The following is a 26,443-nucleotide window of genomic DNA, read 5'->3' as shown; positions in this document are numbered from 1 at the left end:
ATAGAAACATCAATTCATAGGCTAATTCAACGACAAAAGATTCTTGCAGTCTAGCTTAGTACCTGTCAATTTTAAAACTTTCAATTATCCATTGATCCTGATAATAGTCCAATTATGAACTAAATGGTAATATATCACCAACCTAGAAACGTACTGTTACTAAGGCCGTAAATTATTTATGATTGATGGTTTTTTAAAATGCCTAGTAAAAGTCAATATCCGACACTCCGCGTGCTGCACGGGTAATATTAATGGCCACCTATGGACTGGCGGTAATAATGGCCAGAAATGCGGCTCCTGCCGAAGCGGTAAGCCCCCATTGTTTACGCAGTAGCATTAAAGGGGTCAGCAGCTGATCTGCTCCCCAGTGAGCCGCCCATGCAGCTAATATTAGTACGCCTGCCCATAACCATCCATTCATATATTTAGAGTTTAAGTTTCACTTTGCTAACCTTAAAATCCTAATTGCACCACGCATCACAAAGGCAAAAACGATCCCGCCTACAATCAAATCAGGCCATTTGCTTTCCAGCCAATAAACCAATACCCCGGCCAGTATCACCCCTGCGTTAACGATGATGTCATTAGAGGTAAAGATCGCACTGGCCTGCATGTGGGCCTCTTTACTTTTTGCCTTGTTGATCAGCCATAGTGAAATGAGGTTGCCCGCTAAAGCAAGCAGGGATACAATAATCATCCACTGGAACAGAGGCGTTTCGCTTTGAGTAAAAAACCTACGTAGTACTTCCGAAAACCCAAGCAGGGCCAGGGCCATCTGAAAGTAACCACTGATCTTGGCAACTTTTTTCTTGCGGGAAATAGCTGCTCCCACCGCAAAGAGACTCAGACCATAGACAATGGAATCAGCCAGCATATCCAGCGAGTCGGCTATCAAGCCCATGGACCTGGATATCCATCCGGTGGTCATTTCGGCTACAAAAAATCCAAAATTGATGCCCAGCACCCACCAGAGTATTTTCTTGTGCTTGGTCTCGTCTTCGGCAATAGGCATTTCTGCCTCAGTAGTACTCTGGAGTTGATCGTTGAGGTTTAGTTCACTGATGGCATTTTGTATAGGCAGTACTTCATCCTGATGAAATACTTCCAGCTTACGTGCCGGAATATCAAACTCCAGATGCTTTACCTGACTGAGAGGTTCCAGTTTCATACGGATCATTTGCTCCTCTGAGGGGCAGTCCATTTTGCTTATTTTGAAAGTGCTTTTATTCATTTGGTTAGTTTTCACAACATTTTTCACAGATACCCTGGAGCACCATATTTATCTTCTTTACATGATGATTGCCCCCAATTGAAAGTAGCTCATTTGGTATAGGATCAGGTAAACAGAAGGTTCTATTACACACTTCACAGCGAAAGTGGAGATGCCATTTTCCATTGGTTGAGTCATGCTTTGATATGGCATATTTTGCTGTCCCACTACCATCATCAATCCTGTGTACTATTCCTTTTTCTTCAAAAAGGTCTATGGTGCGATAGAAAGTCGTTTTATTTATCGGTTTTTCCTGCCGGGCAGTAGTTGCCAAAGCTTTTTGAAGTTCTTTCATGCTACAAGCCTTTTGCTTCTCAAGAATGTATTCAATCACCTTGGTACGAGTATCTGTTAAAAGAATTCCATGATCCTGAAGTATGCCTGCTGCTATGCTCATATTTTAACCATCGTTTATTCTATCATTTTAGGTATTTTTATACGCCAACAACCTCAACGCATTGAAAACAACAATCAATGTAGAACCCTCATGGATTAACACTGCAATACCGATATTGGCAAACCCGAAAATCGTAGCGGGTATCAATAAGGCGACTATCCCCAAACTCACCCAAAGATTTTGCTTGATAATGCCTTTTGCCTTTCTACTTAGCCCAATAGCAAAAGGCAAGGTTTCCAGCTTGTCGGCCATCAGGGCAATGTCCGCTGTTTCCAAGGCTACATCGCTTCCTGCCGCTCCCATGGCAATACCTACGGTACTGTTGGCCATGGCCGGGGCATCATTTACGCCATCGCCTACCATCGCCACTTTATCTTCTTTTTCTCTCAGCTCCTTAATTGCCTCTACTTTTTCTTCCGGCAGCAAACTGCCCCAGGCATCCGTGAGACCGATTTCTTTTGCTACAGCATCGGCCACTTTCTGATTGTCTCCGGTAAGCATGATCATGCGTTTGATACCGATCTTTTTCAACCGCTCCAGGGTATTTTTCGCTTCTTCTCTTGGCGTATCCATCAGGGCGATGATGCCTATGTAATCGTCATTCTGCCGGATGAGCATGGTGGTATTGCCATCAGACTCCAAGGACTTTACTTTTTCTTCTGTTTCCTTTGATGGCTTCTTATCATCCAGCGACTCAAACAGGTCCAGGTTGCCAATGTAGACTTTGTCACTTCCCAATGTGGCTTTGATCCCTTTCCCAAGCACTGCCTCCAGGTCTTTCGCCTCTGGTATATCAGCACCCTTCAGTCGTTCTTTCCCGTCACGCACTACGGCCTTTGCCAGTGGGTGATCACTAAGACCCTCTACTGCAATTGCTATTTTCAGTAGTTCTTCTTCTTTCACATCACCCAGGGCTACCACCTCCGTTAACATAGGCTTACCTTCTGTTAGTGTTCCGGTCTTGTCAAAAGCAAGGGCAGTAAGTACGCCTAAATCTTCCAGTGGACGGCCACCTTTGATAAGCACCCCACTTTTGGCAGCCCGGGCTACTCCACTGAGAACAGCACTCGGTGTGGCGATGGCCAAAGCGCAAGGGCTGGCCGCTACCAGCACGGCCATGGCGCGGTAGAAGCTTTCGCTAAAAGTTTCGTCAATAACTAAAAAAGCGAAATGGAGCAACACCACCAATACCAATACAGCAGGCACAAAATACTTCTCAAATTTGTCGGTGAGCCGCTGTGTAGGCGATTTCTGGGTCTGGGCTTCATTGACCAGTTTCACCAGGCGAGAGAGTGTAGAGTCCTTCGCTACTTTGATCACTTTGATTTCCAATGTATTGTTACCATTGATTGTACCGGAAAAAGCGCGGTTCTCGTCTTTGATGTCTTTTTCCTGTGACCAGTCTTTTTTGGGATCATCCACAGGTTCTTTATCTACGGGCACACTTTCCCCAGTAATAGGTGCTTGATTTACGCTACTCCGACCATCTACTACCACACCATCGGCTGAAATTTTGCTATTAGGCTTCACTACGATGATGTCTCCAATGCTCAGTTCTTCTATACCTACTTCTTCTGTTTTTCCATTTCTCTTGAGCAAGGCCGTTTTGGGGGCCAGTTCTGCCAAAGCAGCAATAGATTTACGGGCCTTGTTCATGGCATAATGCTCCAGGGCATGGCCCATACTGAACAGGAACAGCAACAGTGCACCTTCTGCCCATTCGCCCAAAATAGCTGCGCCAATAGCTGCTACTAACATAAGGAAGTCAATCTCAAAACCTCCTTTAGAAACCGTTTCTATAGCTTCTTTCGCGGTATAAAAACCACCAAAGAAGTACGCCCCGATGTAGAGTGCCAAGCTTACCCATGAAGGGACTGTTTCTATAAATGAAAGTCCAAAACCTATTCCCAACAACACTCCGCAGATGATGGAAAAGATCATCTCTGTATTTTTGCCAAAAATACCACCGTGTGAGTGGTCGTGATCTCCACTTTCCTTATGGTCATGGTCGTGTTGATTGACATCAGTAGGAGACGTGCTATCTTCAGAGGTCGCTCTAATATAGCGTTCCACATTAACTTCCGTATTGAGAATATCAAGTCCTTCTTTACGAAGAAATGTCAGAATCTCTGCCTCATCAATTTTTGCTGTTTCATACTCCAGACCGATCATACCTGAGGCTGAAACGGCTCCTTGTAAAACTCCTTTAAGTCTGATAAGTGAATTTTCCACTTTACGTGCATGCCTGGTATGGCGAAGTCCTTCCACTTCTATTAGCTTGTGCCCATATTTATCAAGAATAGAGGCACCTGCACGCTTTGCAAGTGTTTGAATACGATCAAGAGAAATCTTCTCAGGGTTGTAATGGAAGCAGAGCTGTGGTACACCATTGTCTTTTTCATCAGCCACATGCACTTTTTCCAAACCTTCAGTATCTTGAAGACGACTGATCAGTTTATGTACACACTGATCTTTTTCGTCCGATACTTCAGGCAGAATAATGGGTATTTTTATTTGTAGTTTTTTCATTTTTTTATTATCAGTTTAGCAACAATTATTCTTACATGATAGGCGCTTAGTTTTAGCCTTATCAAAGGCTTCTTTCCCTTCCTTCCATGCATTCTATAGGCCAGATAAGAGTCATAATTTCTTTTATATCAATTCAAATACACTCTGCTTTTACGATTACTCCAATAATACATCACTAACATAGCTACCAATAGTACAATTTGAGAAACAAATGTTTCAAGTGTTGGGAATACCCCAAGCCAATCTACATTCACCGACACCGGAAGACCGGTTATGGATATCCAACCGGCTTCCTGAAGTGAATGGATACCTTTACCAATCAGTATCAATGCCAGTAACGTAATCACCCAGGCTGAATAGCGAAACAACTGCCTTACAGGAATCTTTTTAGAATACCTTACAAACAGGATAGCGAACAGTGCGATCAATGCAAAAGCAGCCAAAACCCCCAGCCCTATTGATGACTGATTAACGGATTGGGTTTCCAGACTAATAGCCTGTAAAAATAAAATTGACTCAAAAGCCTCACGAAACACTACCATAAATGAGAAAAAGGCAATACCCAACATTTTATCTGCTTTAAGCTGTTTACCTATTTTTTCTTCAATAAACATTTTCCACTTTTTGGCGTGTGAATGGTCATGTAACCAAAACCCTACAAAGGCCAATACGATCACTGCCACCAGCGAAATCATTCCTTCCATGACTTCTCTGTTTTTACCACTTATCCCGATTACCCAATCGGATAAAAACCACCCGCCAACTCCAAAAAGAACAGCGGTTATCCATCCTCCGTGTACCCATAGGGCAGCCTTTTTTAATTCTGATGAACGTATCAGAGCGAGTATCAGAGCCAGGATTAAAAATGCTTCCAATCCCTCTCGTAGCATGATAGAAGCAGATAAGGCAAAAGAGAGCCAATAATTAAGTTTTTTATCCTGCATCAATTTCCCGGCCTGATCTATCATGTCCAGGCCATTGTTGATTTCTGTCTCCACCTTTGACTTTTCGGCTTTTTGCTCTATTATTTGTCTGATTTTAAACATTTGCTGCTCCAGCCTTGCCGTAAAAGCTGGGTCATTGGCCTTCAGCCTCGCTTCGGAAGGCTCAATACCTTCCAGGTAGGCTGCCAGGGCATCTTCACGAGCAGAAGAATAACTCCCCGTTGTATAATTTTGCAGGGCATTTTTTAGATAAGTCTTTGCCCTATCCAATGTGGATACCCGGTTAACATCCTGTGGAAATTGCGTCCTAAGAACGGCAAGTGATAATTTTGCGTTTTTGTTATCCGGCTCAAGGCGTTTTAATAATTCCACATCGGATAGGGTGGCTACCTCCTGAAGATTTACAGGTGCGTTCGCTTGCTCAAACAATTGTTGCAATCCGGATTCATTATCAGCTTTGGTTTCAAACCGGAGTGATTTTATGTAAAACGCCAAATCCCAAATTTCCTCATCGGTTAGGCTTTCAAAACTTTGCATAGCAGTTCCTTCTACTCCCAGTTTTATGGTATTGTAGGCCTGAAAGGGTGAGATTTCCTGCATCAGGGTATGGTTTAGAAAATTAGTAGGAGCTGGCACTAATCCAGCAGCTAGTTTGCCATCTCCTGCTCCCCTCACTCCGTGGCAGGCGGTACAATTCTGTACGTATAAAGTTTCCCCGTTTTTGAGGTTAGGCCATGTAAGAGGTGCCGTCTTAAACCCTGCCGCTTCTATAATGTCTTGCCTGGATTTCCCAGCTACTGTGGTTATATTCTCATGAGGAGCCTTTCGGTCTATAAGACCTTTCATTTTTTTTAATTCAGCTAAAATATTGGCCTTCTCATTCTCATTCAACTCACTGTTTTTGATAAGCTCAATTACTTTATAGCTGAATTCTAGCATTTCTGCATATTCTCCATCATTTATCACTTTTCCATTTTGTACTGCTGCGGTATAATCCCTTGAAATGTAGTCCAGCAAGTGAATGGTGGTTTGAATGTCTTTTTTTATCTCATTTCCAAAAACATTGAAAGAACAAAAACAAGTCAATATGACGGCTATTATAAATATATTTAATATGTTACTTCTCATTTATTAATTTATGTTATTCAGATGTGTTGCAGATATACTTGTTATCTATAGAATCGGTTTAAAAATTCATTTTCTGTATTCTTATGGCATTTAAAATTGCCAGAAAGGCCACACCTACATCTGCGAATACGGCTTCCCACATGGAGGCCATACCAAATGCCCCCAGGATCATTACTATTAATTTCACCCCAAAGGCCAATGCAATATTCTGCCAGACTACCTTCCGTGTAGAACTACCTATTTTTATGGCCTTTGCAATTTTTGATGGTTGATCCGTCTGGATAATCACATCTGCGGTTTCAATAGCAACATCGCTTCCCAACCCTCCCATCGCTATACCTACATCACTTACTGCCAAAACGGGTGCATCGTTAATCCCGTCACCCACAAATGCAATATTGGCTGAAGCGTTTTTCTTCATCTCCTCTACTTCATGCAGCTTGTCTTCCGGTAGCAAGCCGCCTTTGGCTTGTTCCAATCCTAGTTCAAGCCCCACTTTTTCGGTAATGGAGGGCTTGTCGCCCGATAACATAATGATTTTCTTAATGCCGGCATTATGCATTTCCCTAATGGCTTCTACTGCATCTTCCTTCAGTTGGTCAGCAATAGTGACATAGCCAGAAAATTCATTGTCGATGGCAATCATCACGATGGATTCAACGATATCATCAGTATCAGGTGGGACAGCAACACCATGAGCTGTCATTAACGCTTTATTACCGACTAAAACTATTTTATTATTGACTTTACCTTTTAATCCTTTTCCAGCTATTTCGCTAACGTCAGAGGCTATATGATTCTGTCCTTTTAAATCATACTCCAAAATAGCACGGGCAATCGGATGGGTGGATTGCCCCTCCAACGCCAGCAGATACGCCATCATTTCATTTTCGGAAATTGCCACGGGTTTGATTTCTTTGATCTTAAACACCCCTTTAGTAACCGTACCCGTTTTATCCATGACCACCGTATTTACCTTGGTCATTGCATCAAGAAATGAGGCCCCTTTGAACAGGATACCGTTTCTTGATGCCGCACCCAGGCCCCCGAAGTAGCCCAGTGGAATGGAGATTACTAAGGCACAAGGACAAGAAATGACCAGAAATATGAGCGCACGGTATAACCAATCTTTGAATATGTAGCTCTCTACAAAAAAGTAGGGCAGTACAGTAAGACAAACGGCAAGAAATACCACAATGGGCGTATAGATGCGAGCAAACTTTCTGATAAAAAGCTCAGTTTTGGATTTTCTTGCGGTGGCATTTTGGACCATATCTAAAATCCTGGAAATGGAACTGTCGTTAAATTTTTTGGTCGTTTCCAGTTCTATCACGCCTTCCAAATTAATGCTTCCCGCAAAAACCTTATCCCCTTTGTGAATGGTATCAGGTTTGCTTTCCCCGGTAATGGCTGCCGTGTTAACGCTGGCCTTTTCAGATAAAAGCGTACTATCCAGTGGAATTTTTTCTCCTGTTCGCACCTGAACCTTTTCCCCGACCTGTACGGTTTCCGGATTAACCTCTACAAAATTGTTATCACGATATACGAACGCTATATTAGGTCGTACATCAAGCAGGGCCTTTATATTGCCTTTGGCACGCCTGACTGCAGCATTTTGAAAGAGTTCACCGACAGCATAAAACAACATGACCGCTACACCTTCCGGGTATTCACCAATGGCAAATGCTCCTAGTGTTGCAATGGACATCAGTAAGAATTCGGTAAAAAAATCACCTTTGATTATGCTTTCCCAACCTTCCTTGATCACAGGTAGCCCAACCGGAATGTAAGCCCCACTGTACCAAGCAACACGTATCCAACCTTGGAAGAATGGGAACACATTAAAGTAATCGAATGAGATACCGGATATGAGCAATGTAAAACTTAAAATTGCCGGAGCATAAGTTTTAAACTTTTTTTCACTTGTTGAAATTTCAGGTGACAGTTTCTTTTTTATATCTCGCAATTGTACTTTTTTCTTTTTTAACACGACAAAACTTTTTTTCCGCTACATTTCTTGCAAATTCCGGTAACTACGAAATCAGAATTCTCTGCTATATAGCCCTCAGGTAAATTTATTTTCGGAATTTTATGATTGGTTAAACAGACAGTTTCATCACATACTGAACAATGAAAATGCAGATGCAGGTCTCTTTCTATTTCACATTTACAACCATCTTCACATAAAGCATACTTGGGCACACCGGTACCATCATCAATACTATGTACCATGCGATTTTCTTCAAAAACTTTTAATGTTCTATAAAGTGTAGTTCTATCTGACTTTTCAAAAGCTCTATATAATTCGGTAAGGCCAACCGCAGCCTCCCGATCCAGCAGATACTCCAGCACCAGCAGCCGCATGGCTGTTGGTTTTATCTTGTGCATTACAAGATTTGCTTCTAATTCTTTTATTGCGCTCATAATGTATTTTTTCTAAGTATCACTTGTGTAAACTGCACTTTTAAGACCTCACTAACCCCCGGGATGAAGGACGCCAAACCAACCTCTTTTGTAGAAAAATCTCCCGTAGCACTTAGCAAACATGCAATGGATTCTCCACCATTAAAATGCTTGAGTGTGGCATTCATTACTACCTGAGATTCCCGTTCATCTGTTATAATTTTAATAGGCCAGTTAAACGATATAGGCGAATGAGGCTGGCTAATAAAATCATCCACCGGAATCCTCCCGGAAAAAGTGATTATTGATTCATCGTTTGCAAGCTGGCTTTTCTGTTCACTTAAAAAACCGTTACCAACATCCAGGCTTTTCAGGTTAAGCTTACCTGAAATTTCTTTTGTGTCATAGTCCAGTTGAATCAATAGTTGATGACTTTCAGCAATCACCTGCTCATCATATATTTCAGCTACCATTACTATATGCCCTTCAGTAGTCCTGTAAAGCGTTTGACCTTTAACCACAAAGGAGTTGAAGGCAATTAGCAGAAGTATAAACAACTTGATTTTCATCATTAACGAACGTTTAAATTTTCTTCTATATAATCGAGTGCCTCAGGTATATCCAACTCACGTGTACCATTGCCCGTGCGAACAAAAAAATGAGAACGGTCGTTATCATGAAGATAAACCGGGGAACCAGCTCTTTTGATAGCGAGATGGCAGAAATCATATGCCTCAATTTTGTAAAAACAAACGGCTACCAACGTACATAAATTTGTTCCCAGCTTATTGGATATTAGTTCCATAATGTATTGCTCAAAACCATCCCTGCCAGGTTTTTTTAGCGTGGCATAATCTTCCTGTAAACCTCGTAGTTGTCCATCATCATCAATACCGATGAACAGATGTCCTCCACTTGTATTCATAAACCCGGCTATTGTCTTAGCTACTACTGTTTCCAGTGCCTTATTCGGCTTAAATTGGTGTAAGTCCCACCTCAAAGTAGATTTAAATTCTACCTGCTGGTTTTCTCCCGCAGCTATAAGCTCCTTGATCTCCTCCAGTTTATCTCTTTTCCCGGTAAGCTGAAATATTTTTTGTCTGACCATAAAAAGAAGTGCGAGGGTAACACCTAACAATCCAAAGAGCAATTTGGTAACCGCCTGATCCACATCCCACGACCCAACAACCTGCTGGTAGGAAGTAAGTAGCCAGGCCCACCAATTTCCCTGGTCTCCCTGCATATCGTACATGTGCAGTGAAATAAGCAAAGGCTGTAGTAAAAAAATACCAAAGGTAAAGCCAATAGCGATGTATAGAAGTAACTTGCTTTTCATCTTCTTGTCAGTTTTGGAGCCACAGGTGCCACATTTAATGTGAAGACACCTGCGACCCTATACCTATTTCATCCTGTTTTGAAGAACTTTCTTCTTTTGCTCAAATTCTTCATCGCTGAGCTCCCCTCGGGCATAGCGCTCTCTTAGCGCCTCCATGGCTTTATCCTTGCTTCTTCTTTGCCCGGGTGTAGGGTATGGAATCAGAAATATCCAAAATATGAGGATCAGCCATAGGATCCACCAAATCCAGTGCATTCCTCCGAAATACCAATCATGCATCATAACTATGAGGGTTTAAGGTTTAACATTTATTTACACTTTTTACACCACTTCCCCTGTACCACACTGTCTGCAGTAGCCAGAAAACGATGGCCGTTTTTACATTGCCACCTGAGTGGCGTTTTGGAATTTATATATTCTTCAGAAAGACAAGTACCGCCCTTTGTAGCAGCCAGTGCTTTCACCCTTTCTATCCCGTGAGGCCTATTGTTAGCACAGAATGGGCACCAGCTTTTTCTTATTCTTACACTGAAGGGAGTAGCCTGCCAGCGATGGCCTTCAGCACATTGCCACCACAGTTTTGATTTGCTGTTTATGTACAAATCGGATAGACAAAGCCCTCCTCTTTTTCGGGCCAGATATTGCATTTCTTCAATTGGACTTGACATATCTACTTCATATCAAATCTTTTAATAGATTTTCCAGTCTTGATCCGATAAGCATCATCTATTTCTGAAACGTAAATAATGCCATCGCCCGGTTCAGGTGTTTGAGCCTTGCCACAGATCAGTTGAATGGCTTTATCCGTTTCCTCATTTTGGCAGACCAGTTCCAGCTTAACAATCGGGCTATCGGTAAAATGAAAATCCAATGATGGAGATGCATCAGGATCTTTATGAGCTCCGGTACCTTCTCCTTTGGATAGGGTTACACTTTCAAATCCTGCATCTCGCAGCGATTTAACTACTATCTGTACTTTTTTAGGTTTTATAAATGCTTTTATTTCTTTCATGTGTATGTGTTTAATTCCAACGGTCACATGGAATTCGCGATAAACTTATTCATACTTGGTTGGTATGTTAAGGACTCTAAGTTTATGCTCATTTCATGTGTTTGTTTTTTATAATTTAATATTTGAGAGTTGGCAGTTAGCAAATGACATTTACCAACTGCCCTTGCCTAATCAACTAAATCAATGACTATGAGAAGTCTGGCTTTTCTTCATTTCAGAGATCAGATAGTAGGCGTTATTCCATGCCACCTGAGCACCGTCAGGAAGTGGCTCCAATAATTTGATCTCTACCCAACCATCTTCGGTGATACCTGTGCGCACTTCTATGGCTTTAAACGCCCATTCGGTCTTTCCGTCTTCTTCATGCGCTTCTGCCATGAAAATGTACGGCTTACCCTCTTCCTCAATTATCGCACTTTCGGGTAATGCCCTTACAGTGTTATTATCACCTGTTCTTATTTTACCATTGATATACATCCCCGGAATCAGGAAGTCTTCTTTATTCTTTATTTCCGCATGCACATGCACTGCTTTAGGGTTTTGCTCAAACTGCTTGCCGACAGAATAAATTTTGGCAGTTAGGGTATTTCCTGGAACTGACTCGACAGTAAAGGATACTTTTTGTCCTTTCTTTACCTTATATACATCCTTTTCAAACACCATAAGGTCAGCATGGATGTGGTCAGTATTGACAATCATAAACATCTCGGTTTGCGGGTCTACATATTGCCCAACTTGGACTTCCACTTTTTCAATGTAACCATCAATAGGGCTTACTACAGGCACATACTGATAAATATCACCACTTTGGACTTTCTCCACGTTGAGGCTAAGCTGCCTTAACTGTGCTTCGTAGCCCTTCACTTCTCCTTTCATGGCCTGATAGTCCGCCTGAATTTGCTGATAGGTTTTTCCGGAACCCACTTCCTCTTCGTACAACCTTTTCTGCCGTTGGTTTTCCTTCTCCAGAAACTGTAGTTGACTGTATGCCCGCACATAATCCGTCTGAAGTTTGCTTAGGTTTGGATGTGAGAGATACGCCAACACCTTACCTTTGTTTACCTGATCGCCCTCAATCACCTTGATTGAGGTAACATTCGCGCCCAATATGGCCGTAACAGTTGCTTCATGCTGTGGTGGTACCTCCAACCGGCCGTTGGCTTCCACCACGCCCGAGAGAGCCCGGGTTGGCAGGGTATCTACCTTAATACCCAAACTTTCAAATTTCATATCAGAAAGGTGAAGTTCGGCCATTCCTTCTTCACTATGTTCTCCTTCTTCGCCTTCATGTCCGCCTTCTTCACCTGCGTGTCCAGCCTCGCCCTCATTGTGTTCTTCGTGAGATGCTTCACCGGAGTTCTCAGCCGACTTGCTGCCGCAGCCCGTAAATACCGATACCATAAGTACCAGTGCCACTATATATATGATTTGCTTTTTCATTGTGCTTCTATTTTTATATCTGATGATCAGTTTACTTTTAGTTTGATGTTCTTAAGTAGTATTCCAATTGGTAGCGGCTATTCAGATAATTGCCAAAGGCATTCCAGGAATCAACTTCTATGCGAATGGCATCCCGGATATTTTGCAGGAAGGTCACATAATCAATAGCCCCTTCCCGGTAAGCCAAAATAGCTCCGTCCCGTTGCTCCTGGGCCAGCGGAAGTGCCTCATCCCGGTAGTAGTTCCATGAATTGAGCCACTTCAGGTATTGTTCTCTCATGTCCTGATAGGCGGCATTCAGTTCCAACTGGTTTTGGCGCAGGTTTTGACCCGCAATATCCCGTTGGATTTTGGCCGACTGTGTCCTGCCCAGCTCAGGTCCGAAAAACAAAGGGATTCTGACACCTACCTGGTACTGATAAAATCCAGATTGCCCGGCAATCTGCTGTCGCCCATACTGCCCCTGTAATTGAGGCAAGAACTGCGAACGCCTCTCTTTTATGGTGGCATCCGCTACATCTACCTGTTGCTTTGATACATTCAGCAAAGGATGGTTCATCAATGAATCAGCTACATAATTGAGCGGTTCGTCCAATTGACTGGTTGGGACATCCGGTACGGTATACAGCGTGTCATTGGCAAACCAAAGGTTCAGGCGCTGTAAAGCACTCAGATAATCCCGATATGCCTGCTCTTTTTGTATCTGTACCTGATTGGCCTGGTTGGAAGTAGCCAGGTATTCCAGTTTAGATGTGGCTTCCGTTTCCAAGCGAATCCTGGCCGCTCTTTCAATATCTGCAAATACCGAATCCAAGTGTTCATAAACCTGGTAATTGTTTTTGGTAGCAAATACCATGGCCCAAGCCTGGCTTACTTCCCGCTCCAGTTCAATAACTGATAGATCAAGTGCCTTCTCAGCAAGTGCTATCCGTTCTTTTTGCAACTTAAGTTTAGGAGCAATACCGAAAACATCAATTTGTTGTTGCTGGATGCCGAACTGAGTATAGATTCCATCAGAACCATTGCCCACTTCTTCCTTTCCGGTAAATAACTGCGTATTACCAAAGTCCCAGGCTGTTTTCTTAAGCACCTCCTGGTTTTCTATCTCTAGTCTTGCCGATTGGATTTTCGGATAGCTTTCTACCGCACGTTTTCTGGCCTGCTCCAGCGTGATCGTTTGCAAACTGTCTTGTGGTTGTTGTTGGTTTTGGGCATTGGCCAAGACAGGCAGCCCCAATAGACCTCCACAAACCAGCAGTACAATAATCACGTTGGCATTTGGCCCTTTCAGGCTTTTTCTTTTGTCACTTCTGCTTTCCACAAAAGTGTAAAGTACAGGAAGCACCACCAATGTGAGCAGTGTAGCTGTAAGCATTCCACCAATTACCACTGTGGCTAACGGCCTTTGTACCTCAGCTCCGGCAGAACCTGAAAATGCCATCGGCAAGAAGCCGAATATATCTGTAGTAGCCGTAAGCATGATCGGCCTGATCCGTTCTTTGGTACCGGTAAGAATGCGGTCTCTGATGCTGGTGACCCCTTCTTCTTTCAGGGAATTGAATCGGTTGATCAGTACCAGCCCATTTAACACTGCTACCCCAAATAAAACGATAAAGCCTACACCTGCCGAAATACTAAATGGCATCCCGCGCAACCATAGCGCAAAAACACCTCCAATGGCAGCCAGGGGAATGGCCATATAAATCATAATAGATTGTGAAAATGACTGTAAGGCAAAATATAGCAGCACAAAGATTAGGAAGAGTGCGATAGGCACAACGATCTGCAGCCTGCTTTTGGCCCGTTGAAGATTTTCAAATTCACCTCCATAAGTGATATAGTAACCGGGTGCGAGATCAAGCTCTGCATCTAATTTTTCTTGTATATCCGTTACTACCGACTCTACATCACGCCCTCTGGTATTGACACCCACATAGGTCCTGCGGAAAGTATTATCACGGGAAATCTGCATGGGGCCTGGCACATAATTAATGTCAGCTACTTCTTTAATAGGTACTTGTGTACCATCGGGCAGGTCAATATATAAGGTACGTAAGTCATCAATGCTCCTTCGGTGTTTTTCATCAAAGCGGATGACCATATCAAATCGCTTTTCTCCTTCAAAAATCACCCCGGCTACTCCTCCGGCAAAGGCGGCACTCACGTATTCGTTCAGCTTTTGAATGTCCAGTCCATATTGGGCAATCTTTTTACGGTTGTAACGAACGGTCATTTGAGGTAAACCAGAAGTTCGTTCCGGATTTACATCACCCACACCTGGAATAGTCTGGATTATTTCCGCCATTTGCTCAGCTTTTTGGGCAAGTACATCTAAATCTTCACCATAGAGTTTGACAGCTACATCTTCACGCACGCCAGTCAACAACTCATTAAAACGAAGTTCTACAGGCTGGCTGAAAACAAGGTTGACACCCGTCAGTTTTTTATCCAGCATTTCCTTTATCCCTGCAATGAGTTCTTCTTTTGTTTCTACTGTTGTCCATTTGTCCATATCCTTTTCCAGGATGATAAACATATCGGCTATGTCCATCGGCATGGGGTCGGTAGGAATATCGGCTACACCGATTCTGGCTACAGCAGTTTTTATTTCAGGAAAGTTGTCCAGAAGAAGCGTTTCAATTTTAGTAGAAACATCAATGGCTTCACTCAATCCGCTTCCAGGACGTATCAAAGCCTGCATGGCGATATCCCCTTCATCCAGCTGGGGTACAAATTCTCCGCCCATACGTGAAAAAATGAATCCTGAAAGCCCCAGTAACACAATAGCCACAATGATGACAATGGTCTTGAACCTTAAAGCACCTTTAAGCAATGGCAAATAAGCCCATTGGATTCCCCCAATAATTTTATCACTGACTTTTTCCAGCCAGCGTTCAAACTTCCCAAACCAGTTCTTTTTGTTCTGGATGGGCTTCATAAATAAAGCTGACATCATAGGAACGTAAGTGAGGCAAAGGATAATGGCACCTATCATGGCAAAACCGAAGGTATAGGCCATAGGCTGGAACATTTTACCCTCAACCCCGGTGAGGAAAAGAATAGGAGCGAAAACAATCAGAATGATTATCTGTCCAAAAAATGCTGATCCCATCATGGTACTTCCGGCATCATAAGCCACTTCATCCATTACGCCCTGATTGAATTTGATTTTACCCGAGCGGATGCGCTTCTGGATTTCGTATACCGTACCTTCAATAATGATCACTGCCCCATCAATGATAATCCCAAAGTCAATAGCCCCCAGGCTCATGAGGTTGGCCCAGACATTAAACTGCTTCATTAGAATAAAGGCAAATAGCAGGGAAAGAGGAATGGTGGTTGCTGTGATGATACCCCCTCGCACACTCCCCAGCAATATTACAAGGGCGAATATCACAATGAGGGCTCCTTCCAAAAGATTTGTTTTTACTGTACTGGTAGTTCTTTCAATCAGGGAACTACGATCAAGAAATGGTGTTATTTCCAAGCCTTCAGGCAAAGACTTCTGCACTTTTTCCATGCGCTCCTGCACATTCTGGATCACCGAGTTAGGGTTTGATCCTTTCAACATTAACACCATTCCACCTACAGCTTCCTGGCCATCCTGGGTGAATGCTCCATAGCGGACCTGATTTCCAAAATGCACCTTTTCAGCTACATCGCCAATAGTGATAGGAATGTTGTTTTCATTCCGTACCAGAATATCCCGAATGTCGTCAAGCGAACGCACAAGACCTTCTCCACGAATGAAGTTGGCCATGTTGTTTTTCTCTATATAAGCCCCTCCAGTATTTACATTATTACGCTGAAGGGCTTCAAAAACTTCTGAGATGGATACATTAAGGGCATTAAGTTTTTCTGGATTGATAGCGATTTCATATTGCTTGATCTTTCCGCCAAAAGCATTGACATCCACCACACCATCTACTAATGTCATTTGCCGTTTTACTATCCAGTCTTGAATGGTTCGCAACTCTGTAGGGGTATAGACTGTATCATATCCTGGCTTAGGCTTGATGGTATATTGGTAGATTTCACCGAGTCCCGTGGTTATAGGCCCCATAGACGGGCTGCCAAATTTCTCAGGGATTTTATCCCTTACCTCATTAAGCTTTTCCTGCACCAGTTGCCGGGGTTTGTATATCCCCATATCGTCTTCAAATACGATAGTAACCACGGAGAGGCCGAACCTCGAAACAGAACGGATTTCATCTACTCCCGGCAGGTTGCCCATGGCCAACTCTACAGGGTAAGTAACAAACTGTTCGATATCCTCAGTGGCCAGGTTTTGAGATACAGTCATTACCTGCACCTGATTGTTGGTTATATCAGGTACTGAACCCAAATTGACCGTGTACATGGAGTATATCCCGACCCCAATGAGCGCCAGCGTGAGCAGGCCCACGATGAATTTATTCTTTATCGAAAAAGAAATTATTTTATTGATCATACCATTTATTAAATTATTTCACATGAACAGAGAAGAAGTGATGAACACGAGCCACCATCGCTGCAAGCAAGATGAGGCATACCATCACAATGAAAAGCCATTTGATTGCCCATTTGGCCGTGATTTTTCTCTTTCTTCTCTTCTTTTTATTTGATTCTTTCAAAATTTTTCAAATTTTCCCTAAAACCAATGAAAGGTGACCTTATGGAATTTAGGCCAATGAAAAGGGGGCTGTATAGATTGCAGTATGAATTCCGGTCAATGCATAACATCATTGCCAAATAGACATACCGAACCCTACAACCTGCAAATTAAGCTCGAGGAGGTTTGAGAAAATCGTGAAGTTTCAGGTTTCCGAAGTCCTGACGAAAAGAAGAATAAACTTGTGGGAGCTTCAAAGGATGTGAGAAAACAACACCAGAAGCAGGAAAAAAATGAAGGTGGCAGCAATGGCACACACAGAAAGGAGTACACCCATCCCACCCGTTAGTGGAATGGTGGTTATGCCCTGGGTTGCCGATATCAACTATTGTTACACTGTTTTGAGAATCTTCGGGAATAGTATCCGCACATGCCACCCCTGAAAGGGCTATAAAGTAAAAACTCAATATGTAGCATGCGATTTTCATTATTACAAATGTACGTAATTAAGCAATGCAAGGGTATTGCAAAGTAGAAACTTAAAGGTTAACTAAGTAACTGGCTGCATTTTCGCTGAATGGCATTCGTCTTTATCTAAAAATAGCTGGAAACCCCAATTTCTATTCCTGCTGTTTTTACAGGTGGATTCCCCAATAAATCCGTTTCCCACATGTAGCGGTAGTTGGCCCGTATCACCGTCTGTGCAGATGGCCGGAAACTAATGGCAGGCACAATGGCCTGTAGATCGTCATGAATAATGGCCCCGGTTTCATTAAATGATCCTACGTTGTAATCTACATGCTCCAGGCGCACAGCTAGATTAACCTTGGCATTTTCCCATCCCAGCATCTTACGCTTAATAATTGTGTAAACAACATCAACGAATCCTCCCTGTTGCTGCGTGCCAAACTGCTGTGAATAGGTATCTGGTATATCCAGGAAGGCCCAAACCCACTCACCTGTGATATTCATCTTTTTTTTGATGGTGGTATTGACGTCTATAGCAAATACGTCCAACCTTCTTTTTGTATCCAAAACAAGTCCATCTTCCTCATATTTATTATATACATCCCCCATCCATGAAAGCCCAATTTCTCCAATTTGCCTATGACGAATTGCCGTTTTCAGTGTAACCAGTGGTACGGCATTAAAATTTTCTTCAAACCGATCTACATTTTCTTTGGCAGCCGGTAGCCAGGTGCGGCCTTCGCTGTTGGCGATTATCTGATCATTGAATCCATTGGTCAAATAAGCTTCATAGGCCCAAACCCATTGCTTCCGATAGGTTTTGCCATGAAAACCAAACCCGACATTGCTGAAAGTAGACGGGATTATGGTGGTAGCTGAAATAGGCCTGTCTACAAATTCCCAATTAGGTCCATCGTGGTTTTGGTTAAATGCACCTATAGGATTCATGATGATTCCTCCCCTGAGATTAAATAAGGGGTGAAATTCAAAATCAAGAGCAGCAAACTCAATATTTATTTCCTTGGTGCCTTCTTCAAACTCTATTTCGGAAAGGAATTTAATCCGATCCAGGATTGAGGAAGACACGAATAGCGTCATTCTGGGTATCTTAAAAGAAATCCCCTCGCTAATTCCATCAGTCACGAAATACTGACCATGTGCTTCAACATAACCGCCCAAGGCCACCGGAAAACTGCCTGCCTGTAAAAACGGACGGTTATAAACTGCATCCATATTCATTTGGAGATCAGTTGTATCATTACTTATTTGCTGCGCCATTACAGATGCTCCCATTCCCAAAAAAATAATCAGGAATAGCAGTTTAAGGTTTTTATAAATGAATGTAGATGTTTTCATGATCTGTGCTTGTATTAAAGGTTTTGAGGTTAGTTTCTGCCGGGCCTTGCAATACATTGCCCTTTGAATCAAATTCACTTCCATGACAGGGGCATACCAAGTAATTGGGTTGTGCATTTACTTCACACCCTTTGTGCGTACATTCCATCCATAGCGCGATGTATTCCTTAGGATTGATTCTGTATAAGGCAATAGGAAAGGCCAAAGAGGTTGCTCTTACCAGTACTACTTCCAGGAGTTTCCCCTGGTCAGTAGAATATTCACTTTTTGATAACTTCAGCTTATTATCTCTTATCACGGCACTCACTTTATGAATGGATGTACAGCCTGATAAAAACGTGGTGATTCCAGCTGCTGCTAAGCAAGAGCCTCCCATTAATCTTAGAAATTGTTTCCTGTCCATAGGACTAAAGAGATTTAAGAAATGTGAGGAGTTTTTGCTTATCTGTTTTGCTGAGCTGCTCAAAGCTGTCCCGGCTGGTGGATGCTTCCCCACCATGCATATTTATAGCTTCTTCAATCGTTTTTGCACGGCCATCGTGCATCAGAAACAACTCACCTCCTTGGGAATCCTGCGAAAGACCAAGTCCCCAGAGTGGTGGGGTTCGCCATTCATACGTTTCTGCTGAACCTTCCGTAGCTCCATCATCGAGACCAGGTCCCATATCGTGCAGCAACAAATCTGTATAAGGATAAAAAGTCTTATTGCTGAGAGCTCCAATATCTGATTCAGCAGTTGTCCAGGAGGGGATATGACATGAGCCACACTTAATATCAGTGAAGATTTGTTGACCCCGAATAACATCAGAAGCATCGGATTCCCTTTGAATGGGTGCTTTAAGCGTTCTTAAATAAAAAACTACGTCCCTTATAGTCTGATCGCTTACTTCCGGATCCACTGAGAGGTTGGTGGCCACATCTAGCGACTCAAATGTAGATGTCACGCCCATATCCTGGTTATATGCGGTGGCAGTTTGTTGCAACAAGTCAATGGCGGCAGCCTTCTTTCCGAAACGCCCAATGTATTTACCACTGAAGGATTGATGAAACCATTGCGGTTGAAAGTAATCGGGAGGAGTAATATAATTGGGGACCCCGGAGATACCATCTCCATCATCATCATTAGGATCAGCATTTTCAAGGATTTGTGCATCTGTGAGGGCCGCTAACAGTCCAAGACCGGTAACTGCGGGAGGAGTAAACTTCATAAATGGAACCCCGGAGGGTAGCCTCTCCGGCTCAAATCCCGGAATGGCCCTATTCTGCAGCTGTGGTGCTCCTGGTGGAATATTGGAACTCTGATTGGGTGATGTCTGCCCAAATCGTGTAAGTGTGGTGAAAGGATGCCCTTTTCCATCTCCCGGATGACAGCTTCCACAGGAGGTGGCTACAAACATAGGTCCCAAACCATTCTCTGGTGTAAAAACCTCATCATTGAAGGCTACATCTCCAGCCAAAAACCTGTTCTGCTCTGAATATGCAAGATCTTCCATTGGACCGTCCAACAATTCATTTTCTGCTGGTGCTTCAGGAAATACCTCATCGCATGAATAAAACGACAAGGGCACCAAAAAAACCAAAACCAGATACTTTATTTTTATGTTTATCATATAATTATATGTTGATAAGGCAAAACTAATAATTTGTTTAACTAAAATAAATTTTTAGTTTAGACTAAATTAATCAATGATATCAACTACAGGCGAGAATTACCTCAAGGCAATCTTCTTTCTTGAAGAAACTGCGACCTCTGTCACGGTGAGTGCTGTAGCCGAAAAAATTCAGAACAGTCCTGCTTCGGCTTCAGACATGCTCAGGCGGCTCTATGAAAAAGGTTTGATAGAGGATAAGAATAATATTACTTTAACAGATCAGGGGAGTTTTCTGGCAAAACTAATCATACGAAAACATCGGCTCTGGGAGACCTTTCTCGTAGAAACACTGAACTTTAAATGGGATGAAGTACATACTATTGCTGAGCAGCTAGAGCATGTTCAATCATCTTTATTCAGAGAAAGACTGGAGCGATTTCTTGAGTATCCTGAAAGAGATCCGCATGTCGATCCTATACCAGATAAAGACGGTAACTTTCCAAATCTGAGTATTATACTGCTTTCCGAATTAGAACCGGGCAAAAATTATGTTTTCCGAAGTGTGGATACTGATGATAAAGGCTTTTTAAATCATTTGGACAAGGGATTACAACTTGGTCAGAGGTGGGTAATTATTGAAAAGGAGGAGTTTGACGTGTCTGTCAAACTCCTTGAAGATGATAAAAATGAAGTTTATTTGAGCGAAAGAGTCGCTAAGAACCTAAATGTTTGCTTAAGTGAACATTATAAATCAAATAACCTCAGCATTAAAGCCGGCTTTCTGAACTGTTTTCTTTACTTCTTCCGCATTGAGGTTTGAAGTTTCAACGGTAAGCACACGGTTTTCACTTTCAAGATTAACCTCCCATTTTTGAATGTCCTTTTCCTCGTTCAGGAAGGGCGTAACTTTGGAAAGGCACCCACTGCAATTAATGTTCGTTTTGAATTTTAAAGTATTCATTTTAAGTCTATTTTAAAGTTTGAAAATTTGATTTTTAAATCTTAGTTGTTTTCAATCTTAAACTATTGGCGACCACAGACACTGAACTCAGCGCCATTGCCGCCCCTGCAATCATTGGATCAAGCAAAAATCCATTAACTGGATATAGTATCCCAGCAGCAATAGGAATACCTATTACATTGTATATAAAAGCCCAAAAGAGATTTTGCCGGATACCTTTCACTGTTTTGGTAGACAGTTTAAGGGCTTTCGGGATCGACTCCAGATCAGAAGTGATCAGCGTCATTTTGGCCACGTCCATAGCTATGTCCGATCCGTGCCCCATAGCAATACTCACGTTTGCCTGTGCAAGCGCCTGGGAATCATTGATCCCATCACCCACCATCGCCACCACCTTTCCTTTGGATTGCAGTTCTTTTACAAAATCAGCTTTATCAGAGGGTAATACTTCTCCCCTAAAATCAGTCAGACCAACCTGTGCGGCTACTGCCCATGCAGTTTGGTTGTTATCTCCCGTGAGCATATAAACCTCTACACCTAGTTTTTTCAATTTCTCAACAGCCGATCTGGATGTCGCCTTTATCTTATCAGCTATTGCCAAAACTGCCAGCACCTCTACATCATCTGAAAAGAAAACCACGGTTTTTGCTTCCTTTTGCCACTCACCTTCTTTTTGCTGGATGTGCTGCGGGATATTTATTTGATATTCCTGCATCAGTTTTCCATTACCGATATAGTATGTCTTACCTGCAGTATCGGAGGCCTTCACCCCCTTTCCGGTGAGGCTGTCAAAGTCCTTTAATGTTTCCCGTTGAACACCTTTTTCTTTTAGCTTTTTCACTACCGCATCGGCCAGTGGATGCTCAGACTGTGTCTCCAGAGCAAGCAGCACAGCCGCATGATAGGCTTCATGTGCCTTCTCCGACCAATACAGATTGGTAACGGTAGGTTTACCTTCTGTGATGGTGCCGGTTTTGTCCAATACAATAGCATTAACCTTATGGCCAAGTTCCAAGCTCTCAGCATCTTTGATCAGGATATTGTTTTCTGCTCCTTTTCCTACTCCTACCATAATGGCCGTAGGGGTAGCAAGTCCCAAAGCACAGGGACAGGCAATCACCAACACTGCTACCGAGGTCAACAGGGCATGGGTGAATGCATCATCCCCGCCCACCGTCATCCATACGATAAAGGTAAAGATGGAAATCCCCATCACCACCGGCACAAATATCCCGGCGATCTTGTCCACGAGCTTCTGCACCGGAGCTTTGCTGCCCTGGGCTTCCTGCACCATTTTGATGATCTGTGAAAGCAGGGTTTCTCCTCCTACTTTCTCGGCCTCAAACTGGAAGCTCCCTTTCTGGTTAACGGTGCCGGCAAATACTTTATCCCCTTTGATTTTAGCCACCGGTACCGGTTCACCAGTGATCATGCTTTCATCTATATAGGAACTACCGGACAAAACTGCCCCATCCACCGGAATTTTCTCTCCCGGGCGTACCAAAATCGTATTTCCTTTTTGGACCGACGCAATCGGGATTTCCAGCTCTTCGCCGTTAATAATGGCTCTAAAGGTTTTGGGCTGCAGTCCCATCAACTTTTTAATCGCGGATGAAGTATTTGACTTGGCTTTTTCTTCCAACAGCTTCCCTAAAGAAATGAAGGTAATGATAACAGTAGCCGCCTCGTAGTACACATGTGGATGAATACCTCGGGCGTGCCAGAAATCTGGAAAAAGAGTATTGAGCAAACTGAAAACAAAGGCAATACCTGTACTTAATGCCACCAAGGTATCCATATTCGCCTTACCGTGTTTGGCTTGCTTAAAGGCATTAATAAAGAAGTTTTTGCCGAAATAAAACAGGATGGGGATGGTAAGTAGCAACGAAATCCATTGTCCCGGCATCCAGTTCATATAAAACATGCCCAAAATAAATACTGGAAATGTCAAAAGCGCAGACCAAATGGTTCGATTACGCACCTCCAGATAGTGTTGGCGCTGTCTTTCTTCCTGAGCCTGAGAAGGGTCTTCCTCATCGATGATAAGGTCATAACCGACACTTCGCAGGGCATTTTGCAAATCAAGCGGACTAACAGATGGATCATGTTCTACCAATACGGAGTTGGAAGCAAAATTCACACTGGCTTGGGAGACCCCATCGATATGGGATAAAATGGACTCCACACTTGAAGCACAGGACGCACAGGTCATTCCAGTCACTGGAAATGATTCCTTCTTTACGGTTTTTCTTGGTGCAACGATTGTATCCATGAGAATAAAATTCTTTGTTTGTATGATACAAATGTCACAACAATTGACTTAAAATATGTTACAGTATTTTGGGGTACATTTTTAAGATTTTGCTTAAATACTATCCAAATCTCGATGCCCCGGTTGATGCATGCTTTTAAACTGGGTAGGAGTCATCCCTGTTTCCTTTTTAAACTGAGTGGATAGGTAAGCTGTACTGCTGTAATTCATCAAAAAGGCAATTTCAGACAGGGTCAACTCATCATAAAAAAGCAATTCCTTTACTTTCTCAATTTTCTGCAAGGCTATAAACTTCTCTATGGTAACCCCCTCTACGGAGGAGAAAAAACGGCTCAAATAAGAATAGTCATGGTTTAGCTTATCTGAAAGAAAGGTGGAGAAATTTTCTTTCAGTGGCTCTTTATTATAATGGATTTGTTCAACAATCAATGTTTTGATGCGGGAAATAAGACTGGACCGTCCTTCTTCCAGCAATTCAAAACCAATTTTTTTTAATTGCCCGGCGAGCTTATTTCTTATTTCAGTCCCTAATTCATCTGATAAGGTTACCTGTCCTAATGCTACCTCCTGGGCTTCAATCTGCAAATCTTCCAAAATTTCCTTCACTGCCAGGATACAACGGTGGCACACCATGTTCTTAATATGGATTGTTACTTTTTTCATTAATCTCAAGATTTATATCGTGTATTATGTGTTATAACCTGTTAATTAAACTTCAATCTCAACAACTGTGCGTTGGCAGCACAAACAATGGTGCTAAGGCTCATCAACGCAGCACCTATGGCCGGATTTATCATGATCCCCTCAGAAAATAACACTCCTGCGGCCAAGGGAATGGCAATCACATTGTAGCCTGTTGCCCATATAAGGTTCTGAACCATTTTATTATAGGTTGCCCTTCCAAATATGATCAGACGACTGATATCCTCAGGACTGCTTTCAGTAAGAATAATGTCTGCCGTTTCAGCGGCTACATCTGTACCGGATCCCACGGCAATCCCAATATCCGCTTTGGCCAATGCAGGTGCATCATTTACCCCATCACCGGTCATCGCTACGTATTCTCCCTTGGACTGTAGTTTCTCAATAAGTTCTGACTTTTGATGCGGCAGTACTTGGCTGAAGTAGCCATCAAGTCCGAGTTCATCAGCCACTGCTTTGGCGGTTTGTTCATTATCCCCAGTAGCCATCAATACCTTAATGCCCTGTTCCTTGAGCAATGCGATGGCCCCTTTACTTTCCTTTCTAATTTGATCAGCCAAAGCAATAAATCCTATCAGTTCTCCTTCCTTAAGGACAAATACGATAGTCTCGATTTGGTCAGTCATAGCTCCTTCAGGCAAGTCAAGACCTTGATCCTCCAGATATCCCGGACTGACGATCTGATAAATCACACCTCCAACCCTGGCACTTACCCCTCTTCCTTTTGTGGCACTGAAGTCTGAGGTCTGGGGAAGTTTGAGACCACGGTTCTTGCTTTCTTTCACAATACCTTTAGCTATGGGATGTTCCGAATGCTGTTCAATTGCTGCAACAGTTGATAACAGTTCATTCTGGGGCAGGCCGTACAAGCTTTCAATCCTGTTTACACCAAAATTACCTTCTGTCAGGGTTCCGGTTTTATCGAACACAATGGCAGAGATTTTTCGGCTGTTCTCAAAAGCTGTCCGGTTTCGTACCAACAAGCCGTTTTTGGCCGATAAGGCCGTCGAGATCGAAACCACCAGAGGTACAGCAAGACCCAGGGCATGCGGGCAGGTGATGATCATTACGGTAACCATTCGTTCAAGGGCAAAATCCACGCCCTGTGAACTAAAAAAAGACCATGCGATAAAAGTGACTATTCCCACACCTATGGCAATATAGGCCAACCAGCTTGCTGCTCTATTGGCAAGATTTTGCGTTTTTGACTTGGTTTGTTGGGCTTCTTCCACCAGTCTGATCACTTTGCTAAGATAGCTGTCCTCACCGGAGGATTTTACTTCCACTTTGAGGCTGCCATCCCCATTGATTGCCCCGCCTATCACCTCATCCCCTTTAAATTTTTGCACGGGTTTGCTCTCTCCTGTAAGCGCGCTTTGGTCCAAATCACTTTCTCCGTCTATAATTTTACCATCAGCCGGAACTTTCTCTCCAGGCTTGATCAATATGATATCTCCTTTATTCAGCTCACTGATTTTTACATCATGCATTGTGTCCCCGTCCAATTTGTGGGCCTCAGAAGGCATCAGTTCTGCCAGTTTCTCAAGGGCCTTTGAAGCCCCCATTACCGAGCGCATTTCCAGCCAGTGTCCCAGCAGCATAATATCAATCAAGGTGACCAGTTCCCAATAAAAAACCATTCCTTTAAGGCCAAATACCACCACCGTGCTGTATGTCCAGGCCACTGTAATGGCTATAGCGATCAAGGTCATCATCCCTGGTCCTCCTTCAGAAAGTTCCTCTTTGAGTCCCTTGAGGAATGGCCATCCCCCGTAGAAAAATATAAAGCTGGACAAACCAGCCGCTACATAGACCATTCCGGGAAAAGTGAATGAAAACCCAAAAAAATGCTGGATCATTTCCGAAAAAACCAATACTGGAATCGAAAGGGCACAATTGATATAAAAACGCTTCTTAAAGTCGCTTATCATGTGCTTATGATGATCATGGTGACCGGTATGATGGTGATGGTCAGACGAATGCTCCATTGCTTCCTGTCCACTTGGGTGGTGATCACTATGATGATGTTTGTGGCCTTTCAT

The 26,443-nt window shown here is 43.0% G+C and carries 24 protein-coding genes; 2 read left to right on the top strand and 22 right to left on the bottom strand.

Annotated features, from left to right (window positions below; all coding sequences use genetic code 11):
- Positions 1–259 precede the first annotated feature (259 nt).
- The 14 genes from KZP23_RS16295 to KZP23_RS16230 form a co-directional block, all read right to left on the bottom strand.
- Positions 260–421: a hypothetical protein gene (locus tag KZP23_RS16295; RefSeq protein WP_015267845.1), complete on the bottom strand. Its 162-nt coding sequence runs from the start codon at positions 419–421 to the stop codon at positions 260–262.
- Between the two features lie 18 nt (positions 422–439).
- Complete coding sequence (locus tag KZP23_RS16290) at positions 440–1,231, bottom strand: cation diffusion facilitator family transporter (protein WP_137404423.1); 792 nt, start codon at positions 1,229–1,231, stop codon at positions 440–442.
- A 4-nt stretch (positions 1,232–1,235) separates the two neighbouring features.
- A complete protein-coding gene (locus tag KZP23_RS16285; protein ID WP_137404424.1) occupies positions 1,236–1,667 on the bottom strand; it encodes a Fur family transcriptional regulator in 432 nt (143 codons plus the stop codon).
- 27 nt (positions 1,668–1,694) lie between these two features.
- Positions 1,695–4,196, bottom strand: a complete 2,502-nt coding sequence (locus KZP23_RS16280; protein WP_137404425.1) for a heavy metal translocating P-type ATPase — start codon at positions 4,194–4,196, stop codon at positions 1,695–1,697.
- A gap of 128 nt (positions 4,197–4,324) precedes the next feature.
- Positions 4,325–6,268, bottom strand: coding sequence for an FTR1 family protein (locus tag KZP23_RS16275; protein WP_137404426.1), 1,944 nt, complete (start codon positions 6,266–6,268; stop codon positions 4,325–4,327).
- A gap of 58 nt (positions 6,269–6,326) precedes the next feature.
- A complete protein-coding gene (locus KZP23_RS16270) occupies positions 6,327–8,258 on the bottom strand; it encodes a heavy metal translocating P-type ATPase (RefSeq protein WP_137404427.1) in 1,932 nt (643 codons plus the stop codon).
- Positions 8,252–8,692 carry a Fur family transcriptional regulator gene (locus KZP23_RS16265; RefSeq protein WP_187328731.1) on the bottom strand — a complete coding sequence of 147 codons (441 nt, stop codon included), beginning with the start codon at positions 8,690–8,692 and terminating at the stop codon, positions 8,252–8,254. The genes KZP23_RS16270 and KZP23_RS16265 overlap by 7 nt, the downstream gene beginning before the upstream one ends.
- The gene (locus tag KZP23_RS16260) at positions 8,689–9,243 is read right to left on the bottom strand and encodes a hypothetical protein (protein ID WP_226332827.1); all 555 of its coding nucleotides are present in this window, start codon (positions 9,241–9,243) and stop codon (positions 8,689–8,691) included. The genes KZP23_RS16265 and KZP23_RS16260 overlap by 4 nt, the downstream gene beginning before the upstream one ends.
- Positions 9,243–10,007, bottom strand: coding sequence for an AlbA family DNA-binding domain-containing protein (locus KZP23_RS16255; RefSeq protein WP_137404428.1), 765 nt, complete (start codon positions 10,005–10,007; stop codon positions 9,243–9,245). Before KZP23_RS16255 ends, KZP23_RS16260 begins: the two co-directional genes overlap by 1 nt.
- A gap of 63 nt (positions 10,008–10,070) precedes the next feature.
- Positions 10,071–10,289, bottom strand: a complete 219-nt coding sequence (locus KZP23_RS16250; RefSeq protein WP_137404429.1) for an SHOCT domain-containing protein — start codon at positions 10,287–10,289, stop codon at positions 10,071–10,073.
- Between the two features lie 26 nt (positions 10,290–10,315).
- Positions 10,316–10,675 (bottom strand): zinc-ribbon domain-containing protein, encoded by a 360-nt coding sequence (locus tag KZP23_RS16245; protein WP_137404430.1) that lies wholly within the window; start codon positions 10,673–10,675, stop codon positions 10,316–10,318.
- A 2-nt stretch (positions 10,676–10,677) separates the two neighbouring features.
- Positions 10,678–11,019 carry a P-II family nitrogen regulator gene (locus KZP23_RS16240; RefSeq protein ID WP_137404431.1) on the bottom strand — a complete coding sequence of 114 codons (342 nt, stop codon included), beginning with the start codon at positions 11,017–11,019 and terminating at the stop codon, positions 10,678–10,680.
- A 180-nt stretch (positions 11,020–11,199) separates the two neighbouring features.
- Positions 11,200–12,459 carry an efflux RND transporter periplasmic adaptor subunit gene (locus KZP23_RS16235; RefSeq protein ID WP_137404432.1) on the bottom strand — a complete coding sequence of 420 codons (1,260 nt, stop codon included), beginning with the start codon at positions 12,457–12,459 and terminating at the stop codon, positions 11,200–11,202.
- A gap of 37 nt (positions 12,460–12,496) precedes the next feature.
- Complete coding sequence (locus tag KZP23_RS16230; RefSeq protein ID WP_137404433.1) at positions 12,497–16,909, bottom strand: CusA/CzcA family heavy metal efflux RND transporter; 4,413 nt, start codon at positions 16,907–16,909, stop codon at positions 12,497–12,499.
- Positions 16,910–16,931: 22 nt separating this feature from the next.
- Here KZP23_RS16230 and KZP23_RS23055 point away from each other — a divergent pair, with 22 nt between their 5' ends.
- Positions 16,932–17,063: a hypothetical protein gene (locus KZP23_RS23055; protein ID WP_262710635.1), complete on the top strand. Its 132-nt coding sequence runs from the start codon at positions 16,932–16,934 to the stop codon at positions 17,061–17,063.
- 157 nt (positions 17,064–17,220) lie between these two features.
- Here KZP23_RS23055 and KZP23_RS23155 read toward each other — a convergent pair whose 3' ends face one another.
- The 4 genes from KZP23_RS23155 to KZP23_RS16215 all read right to left on the bottom strand — a co-directional run bounded on the left by KZP23_RS23155 (position 17,221) and on the right by KZP23_RS16215 (position 20,484).
- A complete protein-coding gene (locus tag KZP23_RS23155) occupies positions 17,221–17,538 on the bottom strand; it encodes a DUF6660 family protein (RefSeq protein WP_015267856.1) in 318 nt (105 codons plus the stop codon).
- A gap of 106 nt (positions 17,539–17,644) precedes the next feature.
- On the bottom strand, positions 17,645–18,874 hold the full coding sequence (locus KZP23_RS16225) for a hypothetical protein (protein WP_226332826.1): 1,230 nt from the start codon (positions 18,872–18,874) through the stop codon (positions 17,645–17,647).
- Positions 18,849–19,277 (bottom strand): QcrA and Rieske domain-containing protein, encoded by a 429-nt coding sequence (locus KZP23_RS16220; protein ID WP_226332825.1) that lies wholly within the window; start codon positions 19,275–19,277, stop codon positions 18,849–18,851. The genes KZP23_RS16225 and KZP23_RS16220 overlap by 26 nt, the downstream gene beginning before the upstream one ends.
- Positions 19,278–19,281: 4 nt before the next feature.
- On the bottom strand, positions 19,282–20,484 hold the full coding sequence (locus KZP23_RS16215) for a di-heme oxidoredictase family protein (RefSeq protein WP_226332824.1): 1,203 nt from the start codon (positions 20,482–20,484) through the stop codon (positions 19,282–19,284).
- A gap of 76 nt (positions 20,485–20,560) precedes the next feature.
- Here KZP23_RS16215 and KZP23_RS16210 point away from each other — a divergent pair, with 76 nt between their 5' ends.
- Positions 20,561–21,286: a metal-dependent transcriptional regulator gene (locus KZP23_RS16210; RefSeq protein WP_226332823.1), complete on the top strand. Its 726-nt coding sequence runs from the start codon at positions 20,561–20,563 to the stop codon at positions 21,284–21,286.
- Here KZP23_RS16210 and KZP23_RS16205 read toward each other — a convergent pair.
- The 4 genes from KZP23_RS16205 to KZP23_RS16190 form a co-directional block, all read right to left on the bottom strand.
- On the bottom strand, positions 21,218–21,427 hold the full coding sequence (locus tag KZP23_RS16205) for a heavy-metal-associated domain-containing protein (RefSeq protein ID WP_015267860.1): 210 nt from the start codon (positions 21,425–21,427) through the stop codon (positions 21,218–21,220). The two genes, KZP23_RS16210 and KZP23_RS16205, sit on opposite strands and share 69 nt — an antisense overlap.
- A gap of 34 nt (positions 21,428–21,461) precedes the next feature.
- Positions 21,462–23,699, bottom strand: a complete 2,238-nt coding sequence (locus KZP23_RS16200) for a heavy metal translocating P-type ATPase (protein ID WP_226332822.1) — start codon at positions 23,697–23,699, stop codon at positions 21,462–21,464.
- 93 nt (positions 23,700–23,792) lie between these two features.
- Positions 23,793–24,362, bottom strand: coding sequence for a helix-turn-helix domain-containing protein (locus KZP23_RS16195; RefSeq protein ID WP_226332821.1), 570 nt, complete (start codon positions 24,360–24,362; stop codon positions 23,793–23,795).
- 41 nt (positions 24,363–24,403) lie between these two features.
- Positions 24,404–26,443, bottom strand: a complete 2,040-nt coding sequence (locus KZP23_RS16190; protein ID WP_226332820.1) for a copper-translocating P-type ATPase — start codon at positions 26,441–26,443, stop codon at positions 24,404–24,406.

The organism is Echinicola marina, assembly GCF_020463795.1.
GTDB classification, from domain to species: domain Bacteria; phylum Bacteroidota; class Bacteroidia; order Cytophagales; family Cyclobacteriaceae; genus Echinicola; species Echinicola marina.
Note: the sequence above shows the minus strand (reverse complement) of the source record. Positions and strands in the feature narration are given on the sequence as shown.